Raw genomic sequence first — 22,639 nt, 5'->3', positions numbered from 1 at the left:
GCGAGGGCCTTCGCCTCCTCGGCGCGAAGGCGGATGCGCGCTGCGTCCGTCCGGCCGCCGACGGCTCGGGCGGAGCACGGCGCGGGGTAACGTGGCATCCGTGAGCATCGTCGAAGACGCCCAGGGATCCGCCGCCGCAGACGCCGAGGTGCTCGTGCGCACCGAGGGAGCGCTGGGCTGGATCACGCTGAACCGCCCGAGGGCGCTCAACGCGCTGAACGTCGGGATGATCCGCGCGGTGCATGCGGCTCTCGACGCCTGGCGCGACGACAGCGACATCGAGATCGTCTACATCGACGGCGCGGGGGACCGCGGCCTGTGCGCGGGCGGCGACGTGCGCGAGCTGCACCGGCAGATCACCGCAGGACGCAGCGCCGACACGGTGGAGTTCTTCCGCGAGGAGTATGCGATGAACGCCGCGATCGCGGAGTATCCCAAGACCGTCGTCGCGATCGCCGACGGCATCACGATGGGCGGCGGCATCGGCGTCGCGGGGCATGCCGCGATCCGCGTGGTCACGGAGCGATCGCAGCTCGCGATGCCGGAGGTGAAGATCGGCTTCACGCCCGACGTCGGCGGCACGTGGCTGCTCGGCCACGCGCCAGGTCGCCTGGGCGAATTCCTGGCTCTCACCGCGGGGACCATGAACGGATCCGATGCGCTCTACGCCGGCTTCGCCGACTTCTACGTCCCGTCGGAGCGTCTCGAGGCCCTGCGCGACGCGCTCGCGCACCGGGCGGATCCGACCGGGCCGAGCGAGATCGTCATGCTCTTCGACGAGACGCCGGATCCTTCGCCGCTGTCTGCGCAGCAGGGCTGGATCGACGAGGCCTTCTCCGCCGACACCGTGCCGGAGATCGTGGCCCGTCTGCGGGCCGACCCGGCCCCGGAGGCAGCAGACGGAGCCGACCCCGAGCCCACGCCGGCAGACACCGCCGACCTGCTCGAGTCGCTGGCCCCGACGGCGCTCGTGGTCACGCTCGACGCCGTGCGCGAGGCCCGGGGGATGGACTCCGTGCGCGACGCCCTTGCGGGGGAGTACCGCCGGGTTCTCTGGTTCGTGCACAACCACCCTGACCTCGTGGAGGGCATCCGCGCGCAGCTCGTGGACAAGGACCGCGATCCGCACTGGGATCCGCAGACTCTTGCCGATCTCGCGCCGGATGCCTCCGCCGAGGCGCGCGACTACGTGCCGCCGGTTCCGCTCTGGGCGTAGCGAACGTTCCGCAGGGTGTCCGGGTTTCTTAACCGGATCCGCAAATCTCGGCGCGAGCAGGGATTCGTTTCGCCCTCAGCGAAGATCTGAGTCGATCCTCCTCAAGGGGGATGTGAATGTCGGTGCCGCGTGGCAGGGTGATTCGTGGTCGATTCTCGACTTCTTCCGCTTCCCCTCGGGAAGTCCGCTCCCACAAGGAAAGTCCGCCTGTGCTCGGAAAGATCCTCTTCCGCTATCTGAAGCGTTACAAGTGGCTGCTGCTCGGCGTCCTGGTGTTCCAGTTCGGCAGCGCCTTCGCCTCGCTGTACCTGCCGCGCCTCAACGCAGACATCATCGACAAGGGCGTCGCCAACGCCGACACCGCCTACATCTGGTCGCACGGCGGGCTCATGCTCGCGGTCTCGCTCGGCCAGATCATCGCCTCCGTCATCGCGACCTACTTCGCCGCGCGCGCGGCGATGAGCCTCGGCCGCGACATCCGCGCCGACGTGTTCGCCCGCGTGAGCGGATTCTCCGAGCGCGAGGTCTCGCAGTTCGGCGCCGGCTCGCTGATCACCCGCAACACGAACGACGTGCAGCAGGTGCAGATGCTGGCGATGATGGGCTCGACGATGTTCATCACCGCCCCGCTGCTCGCGATCGGCGGCATCATCATGGCGCTGCAGACCAACCTGGGCCTGAGCTGGCTCATCGCCGTCTCGGTGCCCGCGCTGCTCATCGTCGCCGGCATCATCATCGGCCGCATGGTCCCGCTGTTCCGCAGCTACCAGGGCAAGCTCGACAACGTCAACCGCATCATGCGCGAGCAGCTCACCGGCGTCCGCGTCGTGCGCGCGTTCGTGCGCGAGCGCATCGAGGAGGAGCGCTTCCGCGGCGCCAACACCGACATCATGGTCGTCGGCCGCAACGTCGGTTCACTCTTCGTCCTGCTCTTCCCGCTGTTCATGCTGATCCTGAACGTCACCATCGTGGGCGTGATCTGGTTCGGCGGCATCGAGGTGAACAACGGCACGGTCGAGGTCGGCACGCTGTTCGCGTTCATGCAGTACATCGGTCAGATCATGATGGGCATCATCATGTCCAGCTTCATGGCCATGATGATCCCGCGCGCCGCGGTCTCCGCCGAGCGCGTCGGCGAGGTGCTGGACGCCGAGCAGAGCATGACCCGCCCGGAGAACGGCGTGAAGACCTTCCCGATCCCGGGATCCGTGGCCTTCGACGACGTCTCCTTCACCTACCCCGGCGCCGAGTCGCCGGTGCTGCACGGGATCAGCTTCGCGGCGGAGCCCGGCGAGACCGTCGCGATCGTCGGATCCACCGGCGCGGGCAAGACGACCCTGATCTCGCTCATCCCCCGACTGTTCGACGTCACGGGCGGCTCCGCCTCCGTCGGCGGCACGGACGTGCGCCAGGCCGATGTCGATGTGCTCTGGAAGAGCATCGGACTCGTGCCGCAGCGTCCGTTCCTGTTCAGCGGAACGATCGCCTCCAACCTGCGCTACGGGCGCGAGGAGGCGACCGACGAGGAGCTGTGGGCCGCGCTCGACATCGCGCAGGCGAGGGACTTCGTGTCGGAGATGCCCGACGGGCTGGACTCCAACATCGCCCAGGGCGGGACGAACGTGTCCGGCGGCCAGCGCCAGCGGCTCGCGATCGCCCGCGCGATCCTCCACCAGCCTGAGATCCTCGTCTTCGACGACTCGTTCTCGGCGCTCGACCTCACCACCGACGCCCGGCTGCGCCAGGCGCTGTGGCGGGAACTGCCGCACGTGACCAAGATCGTCGTCGCGCAGCGCGTCTCGACCATCACCGACGCCGACCGCATCGTCGTCCTCGAGGGCGGCACCATGGTCGCCGTCGGCACGCACGAGCAGCTGCTGGAGACGAGCGACACCTATAGAGAGATCGTCGAGTCGCAGTTGGGGGTGGACGCATGAGCCCTTCGACAAGCTCAGGGACCGAGGGCGTGGACAAGAAGGCCGCACGCGCAGAGCGCATGGAGGCCCGTCGGGCGAAGTACGCCGGCGCGTCGGCGACCGTCGAGATGACCGACGCCGAGAAGGAGGAGGCCGAGCAGGCCGAGAAGGCGCGCCAGCAGGGCGGCGGGATGTTCGACGGTCCCGCTCCGGGCAAGGCGAACCAGTTCGGTCCGAGCTTCAAGCGCATGATCGGGCTGCTGAAGCCCAGCGCCGTGTGGTTCGTGCTGGTCTCGATCTTCGGGGCGCTCGGCGTCGTGCTCGCCGTGGCCGCGCCGAAGGTGCTCGGCAACGCGACGAACATCATCTACGAGGGATTCACCTCGCTCCAGCTCGCCAAGCCGCAGAACGGCTTCCCCGGGTTCCAGGCGGGGACGGACCAGGCGCAGGTCGTCGAGCAGCTGCGCGCGATGAAGCAGACCCAGTTCGCCGACATGGTGGCCGCGTTCGGGCCGTTCAAGGTCGGCGACGGGATCGACTTCGAGCAGCTGCGCTGGGTGATCACCGCGGTGCTCGCGATCTACGTCGGATCCGCTCTGCTGAGCTGGATCCAGGGCTACGTCATCAACGTCATCATGGTGCGCACGATGTGGCGCCTGCGTGAGGACGTCGAGGCGAAGATCAACCGCCTGCCGCTGTCGTACTTCGACAAGGTGCAGCGCGGAGAGCTGATCTCCCGCGTCACGAACGACATCGACAACATCACGCAGACCATGCAGCAATCGCTGTCGGGCGCTCTCACCTCGGTGCTCACCGTGGTCGGCGTGCTGGTCATGATGTTCTCGATCTCGTGGCAGCTGGCTCTCGTCGCCCTCGTGGCGCTGCCACTCATGGCCGTGATCTTCGGCGTCATCGGACCGCGTTCGCAGAAGGCGTTCGGGATCCAGTGGAAGAAGGTCGGCCGTCTGAACGCACGCGTCGAGGAGGCCTTCTCCGGCCACGCTCTGGTCAAGGTCTTCGGTCGCGAGAAGGACGCTCTGGACAAGTTCCAGGTCGAGAACGAGGAGCTCTACCAGGCTGCATTCAAGGCCCAGTTCCTGTCCGGGCTGATGATGCCGGCCATGACCTTCATCGGCAGCCTGACCTACGTCGGCCTCGCCGTGCTGGGCGGCCTCATGGTCGCGAGCGGCCAGCTCCGCCTCGGAGACGTGCAGGCGTTCATCCAGTACTCCCAGCAATTCACCCAGCCGCTCAGCGAGCTGGGCGGAATGGCGGCGGTCGTGCAGTCCGGCACCGCTTCGGCCGAGCGCGTGTTCGAGCTGCTGGACGCGGAGGAGCAGGATCCCGACGCCGAGGACGCACCCACCGTCACCGACGGCAACGGCGTCATCGAGTTCGAGCACGTCGCGTTCTCCTACACGGAGGACCGCCCGCTCATCACGGATCTGTCGTTCCGCGTGGAGCCCGGCCAGACGGTCGCGATCGTCGGCCCGACCGGTGCGGGCAAGACCACCCTGGTCAACCTCATCATGCGGTTCTACGAGCTGAGCGGCGGGCGGATCCTTCTCGACGGGCAGGACATCGCCCAGATGGAGCGTTCCGACCTGCGCGCGCGCACGGGCATGGTGCTGCAGGATCCGTGGCTGTTCGCGGGCACGATCCGGGAGAACATCCGCTACGGCCGTTCGACCGCGACGGATGACGAAGTCATCGACGCCGCCAAGGCGACGTACGTCGACCGCTTCGTGCACGCTCTCCCCGAGGGCTATGAGACGAAGCTCGACGAGGACGCCTCGAACGTGTCGGCCGGTGAACGCCAGCTGATCACGATCGCCCGCGCGTTCGTCGCCCAGCCGTCGATCCTCATCCTGGACGAGGCCACGTCTGCCGTCGACACCCGCACCGAGCTGCTGCTGCAGCACGCGATGGCGGCGCTGCGGCACGGACGCACCTCGTTCGTGATCGCGCACCGCCTGTCCACGATCCGCGACGCCGACCTCATCCTCGTGATGGAGCACGGCGACATCGTGGAGAAGGGCAATCACGAGGAGCTCATCGCCGCGCAGGGCGCGTACTGGCGGCTGTACCAGTCGCAGTTCGAGCAGGCCGCGAGCGACACCGACGCGGACGAGGCGCTCGTCACCGGGACCGTCACGGTTCCGGTGGACGGATCCGTCGCGTCCGAGGTCGAGGCCGGTGCCGCCGCTGCGATCGGTGCGGGGACCGCCCCGGTCGCCGTCGCCGAGCGCGTCATCGAGTCGGCCGAGTCGCCGGAGAGCGCCTCGTGGGAGATCGAGGACGACAGGGTCTGACCTGGTCCGCACCGACGTGAGCGCCGTCGTCCTGTTCTCAGGGCGACGGCGCTTTCTCGTGGCATGGCCGGGTGAGGCCGGCCTACCCGGCGCCTAGGGGCGTCGTTCAGGTCGCGATAGTTGCTCTTCCGGGGCCGCAATAGCGGCAGAAAGTGCGACCTGAGCGGAGGCGGTCGGGCCGGATCCGGTTCTACTTCGTCAGGCCGAACAGCTCGAGGGGGTGCGTGAGGCGCCACCAGAAGCTCGGGCCGTGCAGGGTGGTGCGCAGCTCCAGGGGCACCGAGGCGGAGTCCAGCGGGCCCTTGAGGCTGAGCGTGCCCGCCTTCTCGCCGGCCTTCCAGTCGTTCCCGAGCGAGAACTTGGTGGTCGCCGTCGCAGAGGCGCCGTTCCACAGCACGACCCGGGCGCTGTCGGCGGCCACCACCTGGGTGGTCTCGCCCCACGCCGTGTCGACCGTGCCGAGCGTCGCGCCCTTGTCCACCGTCTGCGGCTGGTCCTTCAGGGCTGCTTCGAGACCTGCGTACAGAGCACGCGAGGCATCGACCCGACCCGCGTCGCTGTCCTGACCGAGCGCGGCGACGTAGATCCGCACGGTGGCGTCCCCGTCCGTGACGTCCTTGGCCGAGAGCAGGTTGTACCGGGTGTCGGCGCCGTCGCCGATCGTGCCGGTCTTGATGCCCACGATGCCGGCGTCGTCGATGAGGCCATTGGTGTTCTTGACGACACCGGCGCCGGGCAGCTCGACGCTCTTCTGCTTCACGATCCCGGCGATCACGGGGTTCTTCTCGGCGATCTCCCCGAGCTGGATGAGCGCGCGGGGGGTCGAGACGTTGCCGAAGTCGAAGCCGGAAGGGGTCACGACGGTGATGTCGGCGAGGTCGTGCTGGCTCAGCCACTGATTCGCGGCGGCCGCATAGTTCTCGTCCGAGCCCCAGACTTCGCGAGCGAGGCGGTCGGCGTAGTTGTTCGCCGAACCGAGCAGGATCCCCTCATACAGCTGGTACTGCGTGAGGGATCCGCCCACCGGCACGTCGAGCGCGGACTGATCCTGACGGAGGTAGTCCCAGTAGTCGTCGCTGTCGGCCTGCGTGAACGCGAAGGACGGACCCTGCTCGCCGGCCTTGAGCGGCATCTTGTCGAGTGAGGCGAGCACCGTCACGAGCTTCGTGATGCTCGCCATCGGAGCGTGCTGCTCCGCCGAGGCGACGGTGCCGATGCCGGCGACGCCCACGGCGGCGCTGCCGATGGCGGGCCATGCCGCAGCGGCGGCAGGGGCGGCCGGGGGCTTGAAGGCGACGGGGGCTGCGACGGGCTGCACGGCATTGAGCGGCCAGAGCGCGGTCGCGGCGCCGTACGCGATGACGACGGCGAGCACCCCGCCCAGCGGCAGCAGCACTCCTGGCCGGGCGAGGGTGCGGTGCGGGGCGTCGTCCAGCAGCGCGCGGGACGACGCCGCAGCAGCGGCCGCATTGCCAGCGCCGACCCGGGCCACGTCCACCCAGGCGAGCGCGGCGGTCGGGGTGCGGTCGGGGCCTCGGACGAGCGACGCCGAGGGCAGCGGCCGGTTCGTGCGCGCCCTGGTGGCGGGACCGGAAGCGGGGGTCGCAACGGGGGCAGAGGCCTGCGCAGTCGCCGCGACGACGGGGGCTGCGGCCGCGACATGGGCGGCGTCTGCCGGGGTGTCCGAGGGCTCGACCGGGGCCGGATCCGTCGCCGAGATCGCCGGGGCCTCGCCGGTGGCAGACGTCTGGGAGGCTGTCAGGGCCGCGCCGGCGGCAGGAGTCGCGGAGGTCATCGAGGCGGCGGCGGTGGCCTCGGACGCCGTCGCGCTCGTGATCGCCGGGTCCTGGTCGACGACTTTCGATGCCGACGGGTCCGGATCCGTCGTGCCTCCGAAAAGCGGTGCGGAGGCGGGGGAGTCCGGCGCGGGGAACAGCGGCTCAGCCACAGGGGCCTCGCGCGGGGGGAACAGCGGCGCGGGTGCGGTCGGCTCCGGGGCGTCCGGGAACAGCGCTGCGGGTTCCGGTGCGGGCTCGTCGATGGCCGTGCGGGAGGCGTCGGCAGCGGGTGCGTCGGCGTCGGCGATCTCCGGATCGACCTGGGCGGCCCCCGGACCGTCGTCATTGTTCACCCCCCTACCGTATCTGGCGGCCCTGTCAACGGCGGGTATCGCGGGCGTTCTCGCGTCACGCCGTGTGACGAGGCGGTCGCCGGTGCGCCCCAGCGGGGCTAGGATGGGCGGATCACCACGGGAGTCCGGCGAGCCGGGCTGAGAGGGAGCGAATCGCGCTTCGACCGTCGAACCTGATCCGGATCATGCCGGCGCAGGGAGGAGCATTTCTCATGCATGCATCTGCAACCGCACAGAACGTGAACACCAGCGGGGTGGTCGCACGCCGCCTGAACTGGCGCGTCGTCGATATCGTCGTGGCCGCCGTGCTCGGCGTCGCGATCGGCCTGGTCTTCTGGGTCTGGAACACGATCGGCTACGCCTGGTTCACCGCGGCCGACGGCCTCACTCCCGGCCTCGGCGGCATCGCCGTCGGGATCTGGCTGCTCGGCGGCGTGGTCGGCGGGCTCGTGATCCGCAAGCCCGGCGCCGCGCTCGTCGTCGAGGTCGTGGCGGCGATCGTGTCGATGCTGATCGGCAACATCTGGGGCGTCTCCACGGTGCTCGAGGGCATCGCGCAGGGACTCGGGGCCGAGCTGATCTTCGCGATCTTCCTGTACCGCCGGTTCTCGCTGCCCGTCGCCGCGCTCGCCGGCGTCGGAGCGGCCGCGGGCGCGTGGTTGTTCGAGCTGTTCTACGGCAGCTCCCCGAACATCCTGAAGTCCGTCGAGTTCAACACGATCTACCTCGGCGCCCTCGTCGTCTCGGGCGCGCTGCTGGCCGGCGTCCTCGGCTGGCTGCTCGTGCGCGCCCTCGCCGCGACCGGCGCTCTCAGCCGCTTCGCCGCCGGACGCGAGCTCCGCCGCGAGGTCTGACATGACCGCGGGTGCCGCTCGCGTCGTCGCGGACGGGTGGGGCTGGCGTTACGCCGGCCGCCGCCTGCCCGCGGTCAGCGACGTGACGTTCACGATCGAGCCGGGGGAACGGGTGCTCCTGCTCGGTGCGTCCGGGGCCGGCAAGTCGACCCTCCTGACCGGCATGGCGGGGCTGCTCGGCGACGCCGACGAGGGTGAGAGCCGCGGATCCCTGCAGGTCGACGGATCCGATCCGGAGAGCCAGCGGGGCAGGATCGGTCTGGTCCTGCAGGATCCGGACGCCGGCGTCGTGCTGAGCAGGGTCGGCGACGACGTCGCCTTCGGCTGCGAGAACCTCGGCGTGCCCGCGGAGCACATCCCCGCGCGCGTCGCCGAGGCGCTCGGCGCCGTCGGTCTCGATGTGCCGCTGGACCGTCCCACGGCGGCGCTCTCGGGCGGCCAGAAGCAGCGGCTCGCGCTCGCGGGCGCTCTCGCCATGCAGCCGGGGCTGCTGCTGCTGGATGAGCCGACGGCCAACCTCGACCCCGACGGCGTGCGGGAGATCCGCGCGAGCGTCGAGCGCGTCGTGGCCGCGACCGGCGCCACGCTCGTGGTCATCGAGCACCGCACCGCGGTGTGGGCGGATCTGATGACCAGGGTGATCGTCGTCGGCGCTGACGGCGGCCTCCTCGCCGACGGCCCCCCGGACGAGGTGTTCCTGGTGCACGGCGACGCCCTCGCGGAAGCAGGCGTGTGGGTGCCGGGCCACCCGGTGGGCCTGCCGACGCTGCCGGTGCGTCCGGCGGCAGATCCCGTCGATGCGATCCTCTCGGCCCGCGCTCTTGCCGTCACCAGGGATCGCCGTCATGCCGTGCAGCGCGGGCTCGACCTCGCGGTGCCGGATGGCGCGGCGACGCTGATCGTCGGTCCGAACGGCGCGGGCAAGTCCACGCTCGCGCTCACGCTCGCGGGACTCCTCGACGCGCTCGACGGCACCGTTCAGGCGGCGGAGAGTCTCCGGGGGCGACGCGGCCGGGATCCGATCCGCTGGACGTCGCGAGAGTTGCTCACGCGCATCGGGATGGTGTTCCAGGATCCCGAGCACCAGTTCCTCATGCAGACCGTGCGCGACGAGCTCGCGGTCGGGCCGCGCGCGCTCGGCTGGGACAAGGACCGGATCGACGCCGTCGTGGACGCACTGCTGGAGCGGCTCGGGCTGACCGCGCTCGCCGCCGCGAACCCCTTCACGCTGTCGGGCGGGCAGAAACGCCGGCTCTCGGTCGCGACCGTGCTCGCCGCCGCGCCCGCGGTGATCGTGCTCGACGAGCCCACCTTCGGGCAGGACCGCCGCGGCTGGATCGGCATCGTGAGCCTGCTGCAGGAGGAGATCGCCCGCGGCACGGCCGTCGTCGCCGTCACGCACGACGACGACGTGATCCGTCACCTCGGCGGCCACCGGATCGAGCTGGCCGCATGAGCACGGGTTTCGAAGCGCGCAAAACGCTCGATATGCCGGCCGAAAGCAGCCGTTCGGGCGCTTCGAAAGCGGGCGCGGCCTGGATCGACGGGGTCAACCCGGTCACCCGGATCGTGCTGGCGCTGCTGCTTTCGGTGCCGCTGTTCGCGTCGATCGACGTCACGAGCGGACTCGTCGCGATCGGGCTGCAGCTGCTGTGCATCCCGCTCACCGGACTCCGGCTCGGCTCCGTGCTGCGCCGGCTCGCGCTGCTGCTGGTGATCGCGCCGGTGGCCGGCGTGAGCATGCTGCTCTACGCGGCTCCGGGCGGCCAAGTGTTCTTCAGTTTCGGGTTCGCGCACATCAGCGAGGCATCGATCCAGCTCGCGATCGCCGTGTCGATCCGCGTCGTGGCGCTGGGGCTGCCGACGATCCTCCTGTTCGCCCGCACGGATCCGACCGAGCTCGCCGACGCCCTCGCCCAGGTCGCGCGCCTGCCCAGCCGCTTCGTGCTGGGCGTGCTGGCGGGCACCCGGATGCTCGGGCTGTTCATGGACGACTGGCGCACCATGTCGCTCGCCCGCCGGGCGCGCGGGGTGGGCGACCGCGGCGCGTTGCGACGCTTCTTCACGATGTCGTTCGTGCTGCTCGTGTTCGCCGTGCGACGCGGCACCAAGCTCGCCCTCGCGATGGAGGCGCGCGGATTCGGATCCGACATCCCGCGCACCTGGTCGCGTCCGTCCCGGCTGTCCGGGCGCGACGCGATCGCGCTCGCCGGAGGCGCGGCGATCATGGCGCTGTCGATCGCCGCCGCGGTGCTGTTCGGGACGTTCCGGTTCGTCTGGAGCTGAGGTCGGTCGACGGCCGGGCGCGGTTCGTGAGGCATCACTTCGAGCGCGAAGCACCACGCCAGGAGGGTGTCTCACGCTGAGACGGGAGTCTCGCTGCTCGAGACCGGCGCGACGTCGAGAGGCACCACGAGCAGTTCCTCGATGCGGCGGCGCACGGTCTCGGCCATGTCGACCGAGGACGGATCCAGCAGCCACTGCAGCTGCAGACCGTCCATGAGTGCGGTGAGCTCGGCGGCGGCGCGGTCCTCGTCGACGTGCGGGGCGAGGTGGCCCGCGGCTCGCGCGTCGCGCAGAGCCTTCGCCGTGCCGGAGCGGATCCGCTGATAGCGACGGACGAAGTACTCGTGCGCGGGGTGCGAGGGGTCGGCCGCCTCGGCGGACAGCACGGCGTACAGGGCGATGATGCCGCCCACCTCGGTGTTGTGGCGGGCGAGATCGACCATGCCGCGCAGGATCCCGATGCCGTCCTGGCCCTGCGAGCCGTTGCGCCGGAACCGCTCGCGATCCTCGAGGTCCCTGGTCTCCAGCACCGCCTCCATGAGCGATTCCTTCGTGGGGAAGTGGTGGGCGAGGCCGGCACGGGAGATCTCGCAGACCTGCGCGATCTCGAGCATGGTGGCGCTGTTGAAGCCGACGCGTCCGAAGAGCGCGGTCGCAGCCGCGATGATCCGCTCCCGCCGGGCGCGGCCCGTCGTGTATCCGCGTTCGGTCGTCATCGGTGTCCCATCGTATGCGTCGGCGGGCGTCGTGCGGGGTTCTGCACGGTCCGGATCGGAGGAGGAGGGGCCTCCGGAACAAAAACCTACACTTGTGCCGGTTTTCATGCTAGCGTGCGTCTACCGGATGAGCAGGGCAAGGACCAGCCCTGTCGGATCCGGTGAGTACGACCCGAACCCGAAGTCCCACCCCGAACCAAGGACTGACAATGTCGTCGACTTCTTCAGACGCCCCCGAAGAGCTGCGTCCGCCCATCACCGAGACCACGTTCGTGGCCACCGCCTCCGGCGAGGACGACCCGCCCGCGCCGATCAAGGGCGTGCGGCGCCTCCTCGGCTGGATCATCCCCGCGAACTTCGCGATCTTCGTGATCTGGGGCGCGGTGCCGGGGATCCTGCTGCCGCACCAGATCGAGCTGCTCTACCCGGATCCCAAGCAGAAGGTCGCGACCTTCGCGATCATCGCCACGGTCGGCGCGCTGTGTGCGCTGGTCGCGCAGCCCATCGCGGGACAGATCTCCGACCGCACCCGGTCGAAGTACGGGCGCCGCGCGCCGTGGATCCTGGTCGGCGCAATCGCTGGAGGACTCGCGCTGACGGGGCTCGCGTTCGCGAACTCCTTCGTCGGCATCCTCATCGCCTGGTGCCTCGTGCAGGTGGGCTACAACATCGCTCAGGGGCCGCTGAGCGCCGTGCTGCCTGACCGGGTTCCGGTCTCGCGGCGAGGCACCTTCGCCGCGCTTTCCGGCATCGGGCTCATGGCTGGCGCCCTCGGTGGACAAGTCGTCGGCTCTCTCCTGTTCAACAGCATGGTCGCCGGCTACATCTTCTTCGCAGTGTTCGCCCTCATCGTGTTGGCCCTGTTCGTCGTCTTCAATCCGGATCACCCCAGCACGAACTTCGCCCGCGAGCCGTTCCGCTTCAGCGACTTCATCAGCACGTTCTGGGTCAACCCGATCAGGCATCCCGACTTCTTCTGGGCCTTCACCGGCCGGCTGCTGCTCTACACCGGGTACTTCGGAGTCACGGGATACCAGCTCTACATCCTTAGTGACTACCTCGGCGTGAAGGAACCCAACACGGTCATCCCGCTCCTGGGGATCATCGGACTCGTCGGCACGATCGTCGCGACGATCATCTCCGGACCGCTCTCCGACAAGGTGGGGCGCCGCAAGCCCTTCGTGTTCGGGTCCTCGGTGGTGATGGGCGTCGCCCTGGCGCTGCCCTGGTTGTGGCCGAACTTCACCTCCTGGCTGATCATGACGGCGATCATCGGGTTCGGATTCGGCATGTTCCAGGCCGTCGACACGGCTCTCATGAGCCAGGTGCTTCCGTCGGCGAAGAACTTCGCGAAGGACCTCGGCGTGGTCAACATCGCCGCCACCCTCCCGCAGACCTTCGCGCCCGGCATCGCCGGCGCAATCGTGCTGGCGTTCGGCTACGCAGCGCTGTTCCCGATCGGCATCGTGCTCAGCATCCTCGGCGCGATCTGCGTCTGGTTCATCAAGGCCACGAAGTAAGGAACGAGAGAAATGACGGACATCGTGAACGAGGCCGTGCTGCCCTACCGCGACGCCTCCCTGCCGATCGACGAGCGCGTCGAGGATCTGCTCGGCCGGATGGAGCTCGCCGACAAGGTCGGGATGCTGTTCCACACCATGGCGGCCTTCGCCGAGCTCGACGAGGGCAATCCCACCTTCGGGCTTCCCTCGATCTCGTCGATGGTGCGCAAGCGCCGGATGAGCCACTTCAACCTGCTCGGCGCCGCACCGGGAGGCCGCGAGTTCGCGGCCTGGCACAACGCCCTGCAGCGGATGGCGCTGGACACCCCGCTCGGCATCCCGATCACGCTCTCGACCGACCCGAGGCATTCGTTCAGCGACAACCCGCTCACCTCGCTCATGGCGGGTCCGTTCTCGCAGTGGCCGGAGACGCTCGGCTTCGCGGCCCTCGGATCCCCGGAGCGCCTCGAGCGCTTCGCCGACATCGCGCGGCAGGAATATCTCGCGGTCGGCCTGCGCGTCGCGCTGCACCCGCAGATCGACCTCGCCACCGAGCCGCGCTGGTCGCGGATCGCGGGTACGTTCGGCGAGGACGCGGATCTCACCTCGCGCCTCGTGGTCGGCTACATCCGCGGCTTCCAGGGCGAGGAGCTCGGGCCGGACTCGGTCGCGACGATGGTCAAGCACTTCCCGGGCGGCGGTCCGCAGCTCGACGGCGAGGACCCGCACTTCGCCTGGGGCAAGGAGCAGGTCTACCCGGGTGACGCGCGGGACTACCACCTGCGTCCGTTCATCGCGGCGATCGGCGCCGGCGCCACCCAGATGATGCCGTACTACGGCCAGCCCGTCGGCACCGACTGGGAAGAGGTCGGCTTCGGCTTCAACAAGGGCGTGCTCACGGATCTGCTGCGCGATGAGCTCGGCTTCGAGGGCATCGTCTGCACCGACTGGGGCCTGCTCACCGACGTCGTCGTGTTCGGCGCCGACATGCCCGCCCGCGCGTGGGGCGTCGAGGACCTCACTCGGCCGCAGCGCATGGTCAAGGCCCTCGACGCGGGCATCGACCAGTTCGGCGGCGAACTGTGCACCGAGGAGCTCCTCGGACTCGTCGAGCGCGGCGAGGTCTCGGAGGATCGTCTGGACGTGTCGGTGCGGCGGCTGCTGCGCGAGAAGTTCCGGCTCGGACTGTTCGAGAACCCGTTCGTGGACGAGGAGAGCGCGGAGTCCGTCGTCGGGCGTCCCGACTTCGTCGCCGAGGGGCTGGACGCGCAGAGCGACTCGCTCACGCTGCTCACGAACGACGCCATCGACGGAGGATCTCCGATCTTGCCGCTCGCGCGTGGCGTGAAGGTGTACGCCGAGGGCGTGGCCGCCGAGGCGCTCGCCGCGTACGCGACCGTCGTCGAGAGCCCCGAAGAGGCCGATGTCGCGATCCTGCGCATCAAGGCTCCCTTCGAGGACCGCGACCGCGGCGGGTTCAGCGACCTGTTCCACTCCGGATCCCTGGAGTTCCCGGCCGAGGAGCACGCCCGCCTGGCGGCGATCGCTGTGGCGGTGCCGACGGTGATCGACATCTACCTCGACCGTCCCGCCGTGCTCGGCGGTCTCGAGGAGGCGGCGCACGCCGTGCTCGCGGACTACGGCGCCTCGGACGAGGCCGTGCTCCGGGTGCTGTTCGGCGAGCGCGGGCCGCAGGGCGCGCTGCCCTTCGACCTGCCCCGCTCGGACGCTGCCGTCGCCGCGAGCCGCACCGACGTGGCATTCGACACCGAGAACCCCACGTTCCGGTTCGGTCACGGCCTGCGGTACTGACCGGCCCCTTTACCCCGGGCGCCCCGAGATCTCGGGGCGCCCGGCACCACGAACGCGGTCTCCTCCCTGGAGGCCGTTGAGCGAGCCGGGCCGCCCTTCGTCTCGCCTTCGGCTCGCTCAGGGACCGATCCACGGACCGGTCCCTGAGCGAGGAGCGCAGCGACGAGACGAAGGGCGTCGCTTCGCTCGCTCGACGGCCCCGGAGCGGCGGGATCCGGTCTCGTCCCTTCGATCGATCTTTCGATCAACCTTGTGCACGATGGCACGCGGCGTGCACGCGGGTGGACTGGAGGCATGGCAGATTCCGTCGCGCGCTCGCGCCTCTCCGATGCTCTGACCTCGCGCCGCGGCGCATGGATCTCGCTCGGGCTCGTCCTTCTCCTCATGGTCCTCCTGTTCGGCGCCTTCGGCTCGGCCAAGGCTCCCGGCGGCAACGCGCAGGCGCCCGCCGCATCGGAGTCGACCAGGGTCTCCGAGCTCCTGAAGACCTTCCCGAACGCCGACCGGCAGTCGGTGCTCGTCGTGGCGTCGCGGGAGGACGGCGCGGCGCTGTCCGAGGCGGATCTGGCGGGGCTGAAGGATCTGGTCCCGGTGCTGGACGCCCGCGCGGCGGCGGACCCGTCGGGACCCGTGGTCAGCGATGACGAGAAGGCCGCGGTGATCATCACCCCGATCACCGCCTCGGACGCGAACGCCGAGAACGCGAAGGCGATCGCCGCGCTGCGCTCGGATGTCGCCGCGCACGCACCGGACGGCCTCACGCTGCAGGTCACCGGAGGTCCCGCTTTCGGCGCCGACATCGCGTCATCGTTCGAGGGCGCCGACTTCACGCTGTTGATCGTCACGATCCTCATCGTCGCGATCCTGCTCATCCTGACTTATCGCTCGCCGATCCTGTGGCTGATCCCGCTCGTGGTCGTCGCGCTCGCGGACGGACTCGCGGGCCGGATGACCGCGGCGGCCGGATCCGCATGGGGCCTGCAGTTCGACGCGGGCGTCATCAGCGTGCTGGTGTTCGGCGCCGGCACGAACTACGCCCTGCTCCTGATCTCGCGCTACCGCGAAGAGCTGCAGCAGGAGACCGATCACCGTCGCGCGCTCAGCACCGCCTGGCGCAAGACGGCGCCTGCGATCGTCGCCTCGAACGTCACCGTGGTGCTCGCGCTCCTCACGCTCGTGCTGGCCGTGATCCCCGGGACGCACGGGTTCGGGATCTCCTCGGCGATCGGCCTGCTGATCGCACTCGCCTCCGTCCTGTTCCTGCTGCCGCCGCTGCTCGCGGTGTGCGGGCCGAAGGTGTTCTGGCCGTTCGTGCCGCGTCCCGGTGAGCAGCGCAGGCAGGGACGGGTGTGGCGCGGGATCGCCGGCGGTGTCGTGAAGCGCCCGTTCATGGCGCTGCTCGCGGGCGGCGCGCTGCTGGCGGTGATGGCCGCGGGCCTGTTCGGCACCTCGGTCGGGCTCGACCAGGTGGAGAAGTTCCGGGTGCCCTCGGAGTCGGCGGCGGGGCTCGAGGTCTTCTCAGCGCACTTCCCTGCGGGCGAGGCGCAGCCGATCCTCGTGGTCGCCGATTCGGCGCAGGCACGGGACGTGGTCGCAGCGGCGGAGGACGTCGAAGGCGTTGTGCGCGTGCAGCCGGTCGGCACGACCGAGGACGGCGCCCTCACGAAGATCATGGTTACCAGCGACTACGCCCCGAGCACCGAGAAGAGCCTGAACCAGATCACCGAGCTGCGCGACGCGGTGCGCGCCGTGCCGGATGCGCACGCGCTCGTCGGCGGGGCGGTCGCGACGGACGTCGACGCCCGCACCGGCAACCAGCAGGACCTGCTGCTCATCGCGCCCCTAGTGCTGCTGGTCAGCTTCCTGGTGCTGCTGATCCTGCTGCGCTCGGTCGTGGCCCCCGTGCTGCTGCTCGTCGTGAACCTCGCCAGCGCGCTCGCCGCGATCGGTGCGGGTGCGTGGCTGAGCCGGGTGCTGTTCGGTCAGCACGCGCTCGACCTGCAGGTGCCGCTGCTCGCGTTCCTGTTCCTGGTCGCACTGGGCATCGACTACACGATCTTCCTCGTGCACCGCGCCCGTGCCGAGGCCGCGTCACACGGCACGAGGGCGGGGATGGTCGAGGCGATCGCGCACACCGGCGGCGTGATCACGAGTGCGGGCATTGTGCTGGCCGCGGTCTTCGCCGCGCTCGGCGTGCTGCCCCTGGTGACCCTGGGCCAGCTCGGCCTGATCGTCGGCGTCGGCGTGATCGTGGACACGCTCGTGGTGCGCACCGTGATCGTGCCCGCGATCTTCGCCCTCCTCGGCGATCGGATCTGGTGGCCCGGCGGGCTGCGCCGTGGGGCGCGAGCGACGGCGTCCGCGGAGGCGGGCGTCGAGGATCCGGTTCCCTTGCTGCCGGGTCGTTGAGCGAAGACGCCGAAGGCGGCTTCCTGCCGGGGTCGTTGAGCGAAGACGCCGAAGGCGACTGAGACGAAACGCGGTGCGCCGGCGGACTCGATCCGCGAGCGCACCGCGTTTCGTCTCGCTTCGCTCGCTCAACGACCCCGGGTCTCGCTTCGCTCGCTCAACGACCCAGGGTCTCGCTTCGCTCGCTCAACGACCCAGGGGGGAGCGGGTCTTCAGACGGCGGGGAGCCAGAGGGTCATCCGCACGCCGTCCTCGGGGAGGTGCAGCACCTCGTAGCGGCGGGCGGCGACGGCGCCGTCGGCCGAGCGCACGTGTGTGATGTCGCCGCGACGGCGCTGCACGAGATGGCCGCTCCACCAGGTCCGGAAAAGCGGGCTCTGCGCGCTCAGCTCCTCGACGAGGGCGGAGAGCTGCGGATCCTGCAGATCGTCCACGTTGGCGGCGCGGAGGTGCGCGACGGCGCCGCGGGCCAGTTCCTCCCACTCCACGAACGTCTCCCGGGCGCGCGGATCGAGCAGCAGGGAGCGGCACGTGTTGCGTTGCGCGGGCGGGAGATCGGCGAGTCCCTCGTGCAGTGCGAGCCCCTCGGGGTTCGCTGCGACGACCGTGCTGAGCCGGTCCAGGACGTAGGCCGGATTGGGACGCACGGCGTCGACCAGCATCGTCATGCGGGCCACCAGAGTGGCGTCGGCGGCGGGCGGATCCGCGGGCTCGGGGCGTGCGGCACCGGGGTGGGCGTCGCGCAGCCTGTGCAAGTGATGGGTGGCGTCTTGGTCGAGCCGGAGCGCGCGGGCGAGGGCGTCGAGCACGGCGTCGCTGGGGTGCGTCTCGCGTCCCTGCTCGAGGCGCGTGTAGTAGTCGGCGCTGATGCCGGCGGAGGTCGCGACCTCCTCGCGGCGCAGGCCCGTGGTGCGGCGGCGAGCGCCCGGTCGGGGCGCCTCCGTCTGCAGCCGGGCGTCGGTGCGCCGGGCGCGGAGGAAATCTCCGAGTGCGTTCGACATCCGCGGCCTCCTGGATCCTCCGCATCAGCGAGCGCCGCCGAACGAGGGTGCGGCGCTCCTAGGAAGACTACGGTCTTCCGCGCGGTGCGCCGAACCGGAACGCTGGGGATCGAAGCCCCCTGGAACAGAGGAGACCCGATGGCCGCATACACCCACGGACACCACGATTCGGTGCTGCGATCGCACCGCTGGCGCACTGCGCAGAACTCGGCCGCGCACCTGCTCCCGCACCTGCGTCCGACGGATCGCCTGCTCGACGTGGGTGCCGGGCCCGGCACGATCACCGCGGATCTCGCCGGACTGGTCGCCGAGGTCGTCGCCACGGAGATCGGCGCGGAGGAGCTGCGGCTCAGCCGCACCACGGCGGCCGAACGCGGCGTGACGAACATCGAGTTCCGCGTTGCCGACGTGCACGCCCTGGACTTCCCGGACGACAGCTTCGACGTGACGCACGCGCACCAGGTGCTGCAGCACGTCGCGGATCCGGTCCAGGCCCTGCGGGAGCTGACCAGGGTGACCAGGCCCGGGGGGATCATCGCGGTGCGCGACAGCGACTACGGCGGCTTCCGGTGGTGGCCCGCCCTGCCGGCGCTGGACACCTGGCTCGACCTCTATTACGTCGCGGCCCGCGCGAATGGCGGCGAGCCGGACGCGGGCCGGGTGCTGCTGTCGTGGGCGCACGCGGCGGGGCTCACCGACGTCGTGGCCTCCTCGAGCACCTGGTGCTACGCGAACGCCGAGGACCGCGCCTGGTGGGGCGGCATGTGGGCGGACCGGATCCTCGACTCCGCGATCGCGCCCCAGCTCCTGGAATCGGGAGCGGCGACCCCCGACGACCTGCAGCGCGTCAGCAACGGCTGGCGCGAGTGGGCGGCCAGCGAAGACGGCTGGCTCTCGGTCCTGCACGGCGAGATCCTCTGCCGCGTGTGACCCTGCTCCGGTTCCCGTTTCCGTTTCCCACTTTCGAGTCGTCCCCGTGAGCGCACGCCGTAGAGTCCGCTGGCGGGGACGACTGCGAAAGCAGGGGAACCACAAGCGGCCAGGGGCACCACAAACGACCGGGGGAACACCAAGGGGCGTCCCCATCCCATCTCCGAGTCGTCCCCGTGAGCGCACGCAATAGGGTCCGCTCACGGGGACGACGCGGAAGTGGGGGTCAGGCGTCTGCGGCGGAGATCGACGGGCGCTCGGGCTCCTGCGTGGCGGCCCAGGACGCGAGCAGCGTGAGGCCCTCGGCGGACGGCGAACCGGGCTCGGCGGTGTAGACGAGGAGCACGTTGCCCGGCTCCGCGGTGATCGCCAGCTCCTCGTACGCGAGGGTCAGGTCGCCCACGACCGGGTGGCGGAAGTGCTTGGTGCCGGCTCCATGGCGACGCACATCGTGCTCGGCCCAGAGCCGGCGGAAGACCTCGCTCCGGGTGGACAGCTCGCCGACGAGCGCCTGCAGCGCCGTGTCGTGCGGATCCCGTCCCGCCTCCGCGCGCATCACGCCCACGCACATGTGCGCGAACAGATCCCACTCGGGATAGAAGTCGCGGGCGGCCGGATCCAGGAACTGGAAGCGGGCGAGGTTCGGCGTGCGCCCGCCGTCGCCGATCACGGGGGAGTAGAACGCCCGCCCGAGTGCGTTGGTGGCGAGCAGGTTCTGCCGCGGATCCCGGACGAAGGCCACGCCGTCGGTGATCGAGGACAAAGCCCATTGCAGACTCGGACGCAGTGGCGTCGGTCGGCCGCTTCCCCGCCGCCGTGCGCGCCCGCTGGTGGGGATGCCGTCGGCGGCGCGGGCGAGGTCGAGGAGGTGGGCGCGCTCGGCGTCGTCGAGCTGCAGCGCGTCGGCGAGCGCGTCGAGCACCGCCGCCGAGGCCCCGGCGATCGCGCCGCGTTCGAGCTTCGCGTAGTACTCCACGCTGACCCCGGCGAGCGCGGCCACCTCGCTGCGGCGCAGACCCTCCACGCGGCGGTTCGCGCCCGCGGGCAGCCCGGCGGCCTCGGGGGAGACACGGGCGCGGCGGGTCATGAGGAACTCGCGCACCTCGGCTCTGTTGTCCATGCACAGCAGGGTAGGCCGATCCCGTCACCGGAGGGAGGCCCTGCCGGTACACCCCTCGACAGGGACTCCCACCAGCGCAGGATCGAGCGGAGAGTGGTCCCCATGAACCGCACCGATCCCGGATCCGCCGCGCGCCCCACAGTCTCGAGACTGCTGCCGTCGCTGCTGCTCCTGCTCACCGTGTTCGGCCCGATCTCGATGGACCTCTACCTGCCTGCACTCCCGGCCCTCACACGCGAGCTCGGGGCGGCGACCTCGATCGCCCAGCTGACCGTGACCGCGTGCCTCATCGGGCTCGCGCTCGGCCAGCTCGTCGCAGGCCCCCTCTCGGATCGCTTCGGACGACGGGGGATCCTGCTGATCGGGGTTGCCGCCTACATCGGCACCTCTCTGCTCTGCGCGGCGGCGCCCTCGGTCGGCCTGCTGATCGCGGCCCGTTTCGTGCAGGGCCTGGCCGGGGGCGTCGGGATCGTCATCGCGCAGGCGGCGGGCCGCGACGTGTATGCGGGCGGAGCGCTCATCCGCTTCTACGGCCGTCTCACGGTGGTCGGCGGATTCGCCGCGATCGTCGGGCCGCTCCTCGGCGGAGCGCTGAGCACGGTCGCCGACTGGCGCGGGCTGTTCCTGTTCCTCGCCGTGATCGGATCCGCGATCCTGCTGATCACCCTGCTCGCCTTCGGGGAGACCCTTCCCGCCGCCGACCGAACGGTCGGCGGGCTGCGGCGCACTCTGCAGGACTTCCGTACGCTGCTGGCCGACCGGATCTTCCTCGGTGCGGTACTGAGTCAGGGCTTCCTGTACGCGGCGGTGTTCGCCTATCTCGCCGGCGCGACGTACGTGCTTCAGGACATCTACGGCCTGTCGCCGCAGGGGTACGCCCTCGCGTTCGGCGCGAACTCGGCAGGCTTCATGGTCTTCGGCTACTTCGCGGGCCGTGCCGCGGAGCAGTGGAGCGTGCGCGGCACGCTCACCGTGGGCGTCGCGATCACCGGCCTGGGCGCCCTCGGGCTGCTCGCCGCGGGGATCGCCCCGATGCCGCTGTGGGTCGTGCTCGTCTCGCTCTTCGCCCTCGCGAGCGGCGTCGCGACGGCCTCCCCGCCGGCGACCACCCTCGCGCTCGTGGAGTATCCGCAGATCGCGGGCACGGCGTCGTCGCTGCTCGGAATGGTCCGCTTCGGGTTCGGGGGTATCGCCGCTCCACTTGTGGGCATCGCGGGCGCCGCCAGCATCCTGCCGCTCGGACTCGTCACCGTGGCCGCGACGGTCCTCGCCGCGGTCTCGTTCGCGGTGCTCGCCCGTCCCCGCCGGGGCGGCGCCCCCGCTCCCGGGCCCGGCGGCCCTTCCACCACCACTGCCACCGTCATCACCGCACACTGAGGAGAACGAACATGCGTGGAGTCGTCATGCACGCCCCGGGCGATGTCCGGACCGAAGAGCTCGAGATGCCCGTCATCCTCGAGCCGACCGACGCGATCATCCGCGTCACCGCCACCTGCATCTGCGGATCCGACCTGTGGCCCTACCGCGGGGCCGAGGCGATCCGCGCCGGCGGGCAGCGCATGGGTCACGAGTACATCGGGGTCGTCGAGTCCGTCGGCGGCGAGGTGGCCCTGATCCGGCCCGGCGATCACATCGTCGGATCCTTCGTCGCGAGCGACAACACCTGCGAGATCTGCGCGGCGGGGTATCAGTCCCGCTGCGTGCATCAGGTGATGATGGGCTCGGTCGGCACTCAGGCGCAGTACGCGCGGATCCCGCTCGCCGACGGCACGCTCGTCGTGACGCCGGGGGAGCCGCCCGCCGACCTCATCCCTTCGCTGCTCGCGGCGTCCGACGTTCTCGGCACAGGCTGGTTCGCCGCCGTGGCCGCCGAGGCGGGCCCCGGCAAGACCGTCGCCGTCGTGGGAGACGGGGCCGTCGGGCTGCTGGGCGTCCTGGCGGCGAAGCAGCTCGGTGCGGAGCGGGTCATCGCGATGTCCCGTCACGCCGATCGGCAGGCCCTCGCGCGCCGCTTCGGAGCGACGGACATCGTGACCGAGCGCGGTGAGGAGGGTGTCGCGCGGATCAAGGAACTCACGGGCGGCCTCGGCGCGCACTCCACGATCGAGGCGGTCGGAACCCAGGAGTCGATGGAGCAGGCGATCCGAGCCACGCGCGCGGGAGGGCACGTCGGCTTCGTGGGCGTCTCCCACGACGTCGCCCTGGACGGCGCAGAGGTCTTCTTCTCGAGCGTGCACCTGCACGGTGGACCTGCGCCGGTGCGCCGCTTCCTGCCGGAGCTCGTGGACCTCATCTTCGAGCGGAGCGTCGATCCCGGCGCCGTCTTCGACCTGACCCTGTCGATCGAGGATGCGGCCGAGGGCTACCGGGCCATGGACGAGCGCCGCGCCACCAAGGTGCTGCTCACGACCGACTGAGCCCCGGTGGATCCGGC

Annotated in this window: 16 protein-coding genes and 1 riboswitch; of the genes, 12 read left to right on the top strand and 4 right to left on the bottom strand. The window is 70.5% G+C overall.

All coding sequences use genetic code 11. The features are described 5' to 3' along the window. Positions 1 to 100 precede the first annotated feature (100 nt). The 3 genes from CQ044_RS11895 (at position 101) to CQ044_RS11885 (ending at position 5,444) form a co-directional block, all read left to right on the top strand. Positions 101 to 1,216 (top strand): enoyl-CoA hydratase/isomerase family protein, encoded by a 1,116-nt coding sequence (locus CQ044_RS11895; protein ID WP_258133283.1) that lies wholly within the window; start codon positions 101 to 103, stop codon positions 1,214 to 1,216. A 209-nt stretch (positions 1,217 to 1,425) separates the two neighbouring features. Then, positions 1,426 to 3,153 carry an ABC transporter ATP-binding protein gene (locus CQ044_RS11890; protein WP_105688663.1) on the top strand — a complete coding sequence of 576 codons (1,728 nt, stop codon included), beginning with the start codon at positions 1,426 to 1,428 and terminating at the stop codon, positions 3,151 to 3,153. 59 nt (positions 3,154 to 3,212) lie between these two features. Next, positions 3,213 to 5,444, top strand: a complete 2,232-nt coding sequence (locus CQ044_RS11885; protein ID WP_105688733.1) for an ABC transporter ATP-binding protein — start codon at positions 3,213 to 3,215, stop codon at positions 5,442 to 5,444. A gap of 190 nt (positions 5,445 to 5,634) precedes the next feature. Here CQ044_RS11885 and CQ044_RS11880 read toward each other — a convergent pair whose 3' ends face one another. Beyond that, positions 5,635 to 7,575, bottom strand: coding sequence for a D-alanyl-D-alanine carboxypeptidase (locus CQ044_RS11880; RefSeq protein ID WP_105688662.1), 1,941 nt, complete (start codon positions 7,573 to 7,575; stop codon positions 5,635 to 5,637). A gap of 107 nt (positions 7,576 to 7,682) precedes the next feature. Next, positions 7,683 to 7,792: riboswitch (TPP riboswitch) on the top strand. On the opposite strand from CQ044_RS11880, the gene CQ044_RS11875 reads away from it, so the two are divergent. The 3 genes from CQ044_RS11875 to CQ044_RS11865 all read left to right on the top strand — a co-directional run bounded on the left by CQ044_RS11875 (position 7,788) and on the right by CQ044_RS11865 (position 10,715). Beyond that, positions 7,788 to 8,429: an ECF transporter S component gene (locus CQ044_RS11875; protein ID WP_105688661.1), complete on the top strand. Its 642-nt coding sequence runs from the start codon at positions 7,788 to 7,790 to the stop codon at positions 8,427 to 8,429. It overlaps the preceding riboswitch by 5 nt. Before the next feature lies 1 nt (position 8,430). Beyond that, positions 8,431 to 9,885, top strand: coding sequence for an ABC transporter ATP-binding protein (locus CQ044_RS11870; RefSeq protein ID WP_105688660.1), 1,455 nt, complete (start codon positions 8,431 to 8,433; stop codon positions 9,883 to 9,885). Positions 9,886 to 9,917: 32 nt separating this feature from the next. Next, on the top strand, positions 9,918 to 10,715 hold the full coding sequence (locus CQ044_RS11865; protein ID WP_105688732.1) for an energy-coupling factor transporter transmembrane protein EcfT: 798 nt from the start codon (positions 9,918 to 9,920) through the stop codon (positions 10,713 to 10,715). Positions 10,716 to 10,786: 71 nt separating this feature from the next. Here CQ044_RS11865 and CQ044_RS11860 read toward each other — a convergent pair whose 3' ends face one another. Beyond that, on the bottom strand, positions 10,787 to 11,431 hold the full coding sequence (locus CQ044_RS11860) for a TetR/AcrR family transcriptional regulator (RefSeq protein WP_105688659.1): 645 nt from the start codon (positions 11,429 to 11,431) through the stop codon (positions 10,787 to 10,789). Positions 11,432 to 11,640: 209 nt separating this feature from the next. Here CQ044_RS11860 and CQ044_RS11855 point away from each other — a divergent pair, with 209 nt between their 5' ends. The 3 genes from CQ044_RS11855 (at position 11,641) to CQ044_RS11845 (ending at position 17,154) form a co-directional block, all read left to right on the top strand. After that, positions 11,641 to 12,951: an MFS transporter gene (locus CQ044_RS11855; protein WP_105688658.1), complete on the top strand. Its 1,311-nt coding sequence runs from the start codon at positions 11,641 to 11,643 to the stop codon at positions 12,949 to 12,951. A gap of 12 nt (positions 12,952 to 12,963) precedes the next feature. Next, positions 12,964 to 14,745, top strand: a complete 1,782-nt coding sequence (locus tag CQ044_RS11850; protein ID WP_105688657.1) for a glycoside hydrolase family 3 protein — start codon at positions 12,964 to 12,966, stop codon at positions 14,743 to 14,745. 294 nt (positions 14,746 to 15,039) lie between these two features. Further along, entirely contained in the window at positions 15,040 to 17,154 is a 2,115-nt protein-coding gene (locus CQ044_RS11845; RefSeq protein ID WP_105688656.1) for an MMPL family transporter, read from the top strand. Between the two features lie 212 nt (positions 17,155 to 17,366). Here the strand turns inward: CQ044_RS11845 and CQ044_RS11840 are convergent, their stop codons facing one another. Continuing rightward, positions 17,367 to 18,155: a helix-turn-helix transcriptional regulator gene (locus CQ044_RS11840; RefSeq protein ID WP_105688655.1), complete on the bottom strand. Its 789-nt coding sequence runs from the start codon at positions 18,153 to 18,155 to the stop codon at positions 17,367 to 17,369. A 138-nt stretch (positions 18,156 to 18,293) separates the two neighbouring features. Between CQ044_RS11840 and CQ044_RS11835 the strand changes: the two genes are divergently transcribed. Beyond that, complete coding sequence (locus tag CQ044_RS11835; RefSeq protein ID WP_105688654.1) at positions 18,294 to 19,085, top strand: class I SAM-dependent methyltransferase; 792 nt, start codon at positions 18,294 to 18,296, stop codon at positions 19,083 to 19,085. Between the two features lie 226 nt (positions 19,086 to 19,311). Here the strand turns inward: CQ044_RS11835 and CQ044_RS11830 are convergent, their stop codons facing one another. Further along, the gene (locus CQ044_RS11830) at positions 19,312 to 20,205 is read right to left on the bottom strand and encodes a helix-turn-helix domain-containing protein (protein WP_105688653.1); all 894 of its coding nucleotides are present in this window, start codon (positions 20,203 to 20,205) and stop codon (positions 19,312 to 19,314) included. 102 nt (positions 20,206 to 20,307) lie between these two features. On the opposite strand from CQ044_RS11830, the gene CQ044_RS11825 reads away from it, so the two are divergent. Both CQ044_RS11825 and CQ044_RS11820 read left to right on the top strand, forming a co-directional pair. Next, complete coding sequence (locus CQ044_RS11825) at positions 20,308 to 21,582, top strand: multidrug effflux MFS transporter (RefSeq protein ID WP_105688652.1); 1,275 nt, start codon at positions 20,308 to 20,310, stop codon at positions 21,580 to 21,582. A gap of 11 nt (positions 21,583 to 21,593) precedes the next feature. Beyond that, positions 21,594 to 22,622: a zinc-dependent alcohol dehydrogenase family protein gene (locus CQ044_RS11820; protein ID WP_105688651.1), complete on the top strand. Its 1,029-nt coding sequence runs from the start codon at positions 21,594 to 21,596 to the stop codon at positions 22,620 to 22,622. Positions 22,623 to 22,639 lie beyond the last annotated feature (17 nt).

Source organism: Microbacterium sp. MYb64 (assembly GCF_002979495.1).
Taxonomy (GTDB): domain Bacteria; phylum Actinomycetota; class Actinomycetes; order Actinomycetales; family Microbacteriaceae; genus Microbacterium; species Microbacterium azadirachtae_A.
The sequence above is the reverse complement of the archived record's forward strand: the minus strand, read 5'-3'. Positions and strand labels throughout refer to the sequence as shown.

Bases quoted from the DNA above. Each gene is read 5' to 3' on its own strand.
- CQ044_RS11885 (WP_105688733.1), top strand. From the start codon at position 3,213: ATGGAGGCCCGTCGGGCGAAGTACGCCGGCGCGTCGGCGACCGTCGAG.
- CQ044_RS11875 (WP_105688661.1), top strand. From the start codon at position 7,788: ATGCATGCATCTGCAACCGCACAGAACGTGAACACCAGCGGGGTGGTC.
- CQ044_RS11870 (WP_105688660.1), top strand. From the start codon at position 8,431: ATGACCGCGGGTGCCGCTCGCGTCGTCGCGGACGGGTGGGGCTGGCGT.
- CQ044_RS11865 (WP_105688732.1), top strand. From the start codon at position 9,918: ATGCCGGCCGAAAGCAGCCGTTCGGGCGCTTCGAAAGCGGGCGCGGCC.
- CQ044_RS11860 (WP_105688659.1), bottom strand. From the start codon at position 11,431: ATGACGACCGAACGCGGATACACGACGGGCCGCGCCCGGCGGGAGCGG.
- CQ044_RS11855 (WP_105688658.1), top strand. From the start codon at position 11,641: ATGTCGTCGACTTCTTCAGACGCCCCCGAAGAGCTGCGTCCGCCCATC.
- CQ044_RS11850 (WP_105688657.1), top strand. From the start codon at position 12,964: ATGACGGACATCGTGAACGAGGCCGTGCTGCCCTACCGCGACGCCTCC.
- CQ044_RS11845 (WP_105688656.1), top strand. From the start codon at position 15,040: ATGGCAGATTCCGTCGCGCGCTCGCGCCTCTCCGATGCTCTGACCTCG.
- CQ044_RS11840 (WP_105688655.1), bottom strand. From the start codon at position 18,155: ATGTCGAACGCACTCGGAGATTTCCTCCGCGCCCGGCGCACCGACGCC.
- CQ044_RS11835 (WP_105688654.1), top strand. From the start codon at position 18,294: ATGGCCGCATACACCCACGGACACCACGATTCGGTGCTGCGATCGCAC.
- CQ044_RS11830 (WP_105688653.1), bottom strand. From the start codon at position 20,205: ATGGACAACAGAGCCGAGGTGCGCGAGTTCCTCATGACCCGCCGCGCC.
- CQ044_RS11825 (WP_105688652.1), top strand. From the start codon at position 20,308: ATGAACCGCACCGATCCCGGATCCGCCGCGCGCCCCACAGTCTCGAGA.
- CQ044_RS11820 (WP_105688651.1), top strand. From the start codon at position 21,594: ATGCGTGGAGTCGTCATGCACGCCCCGGGCGATGTCCGGACCGAAGAG.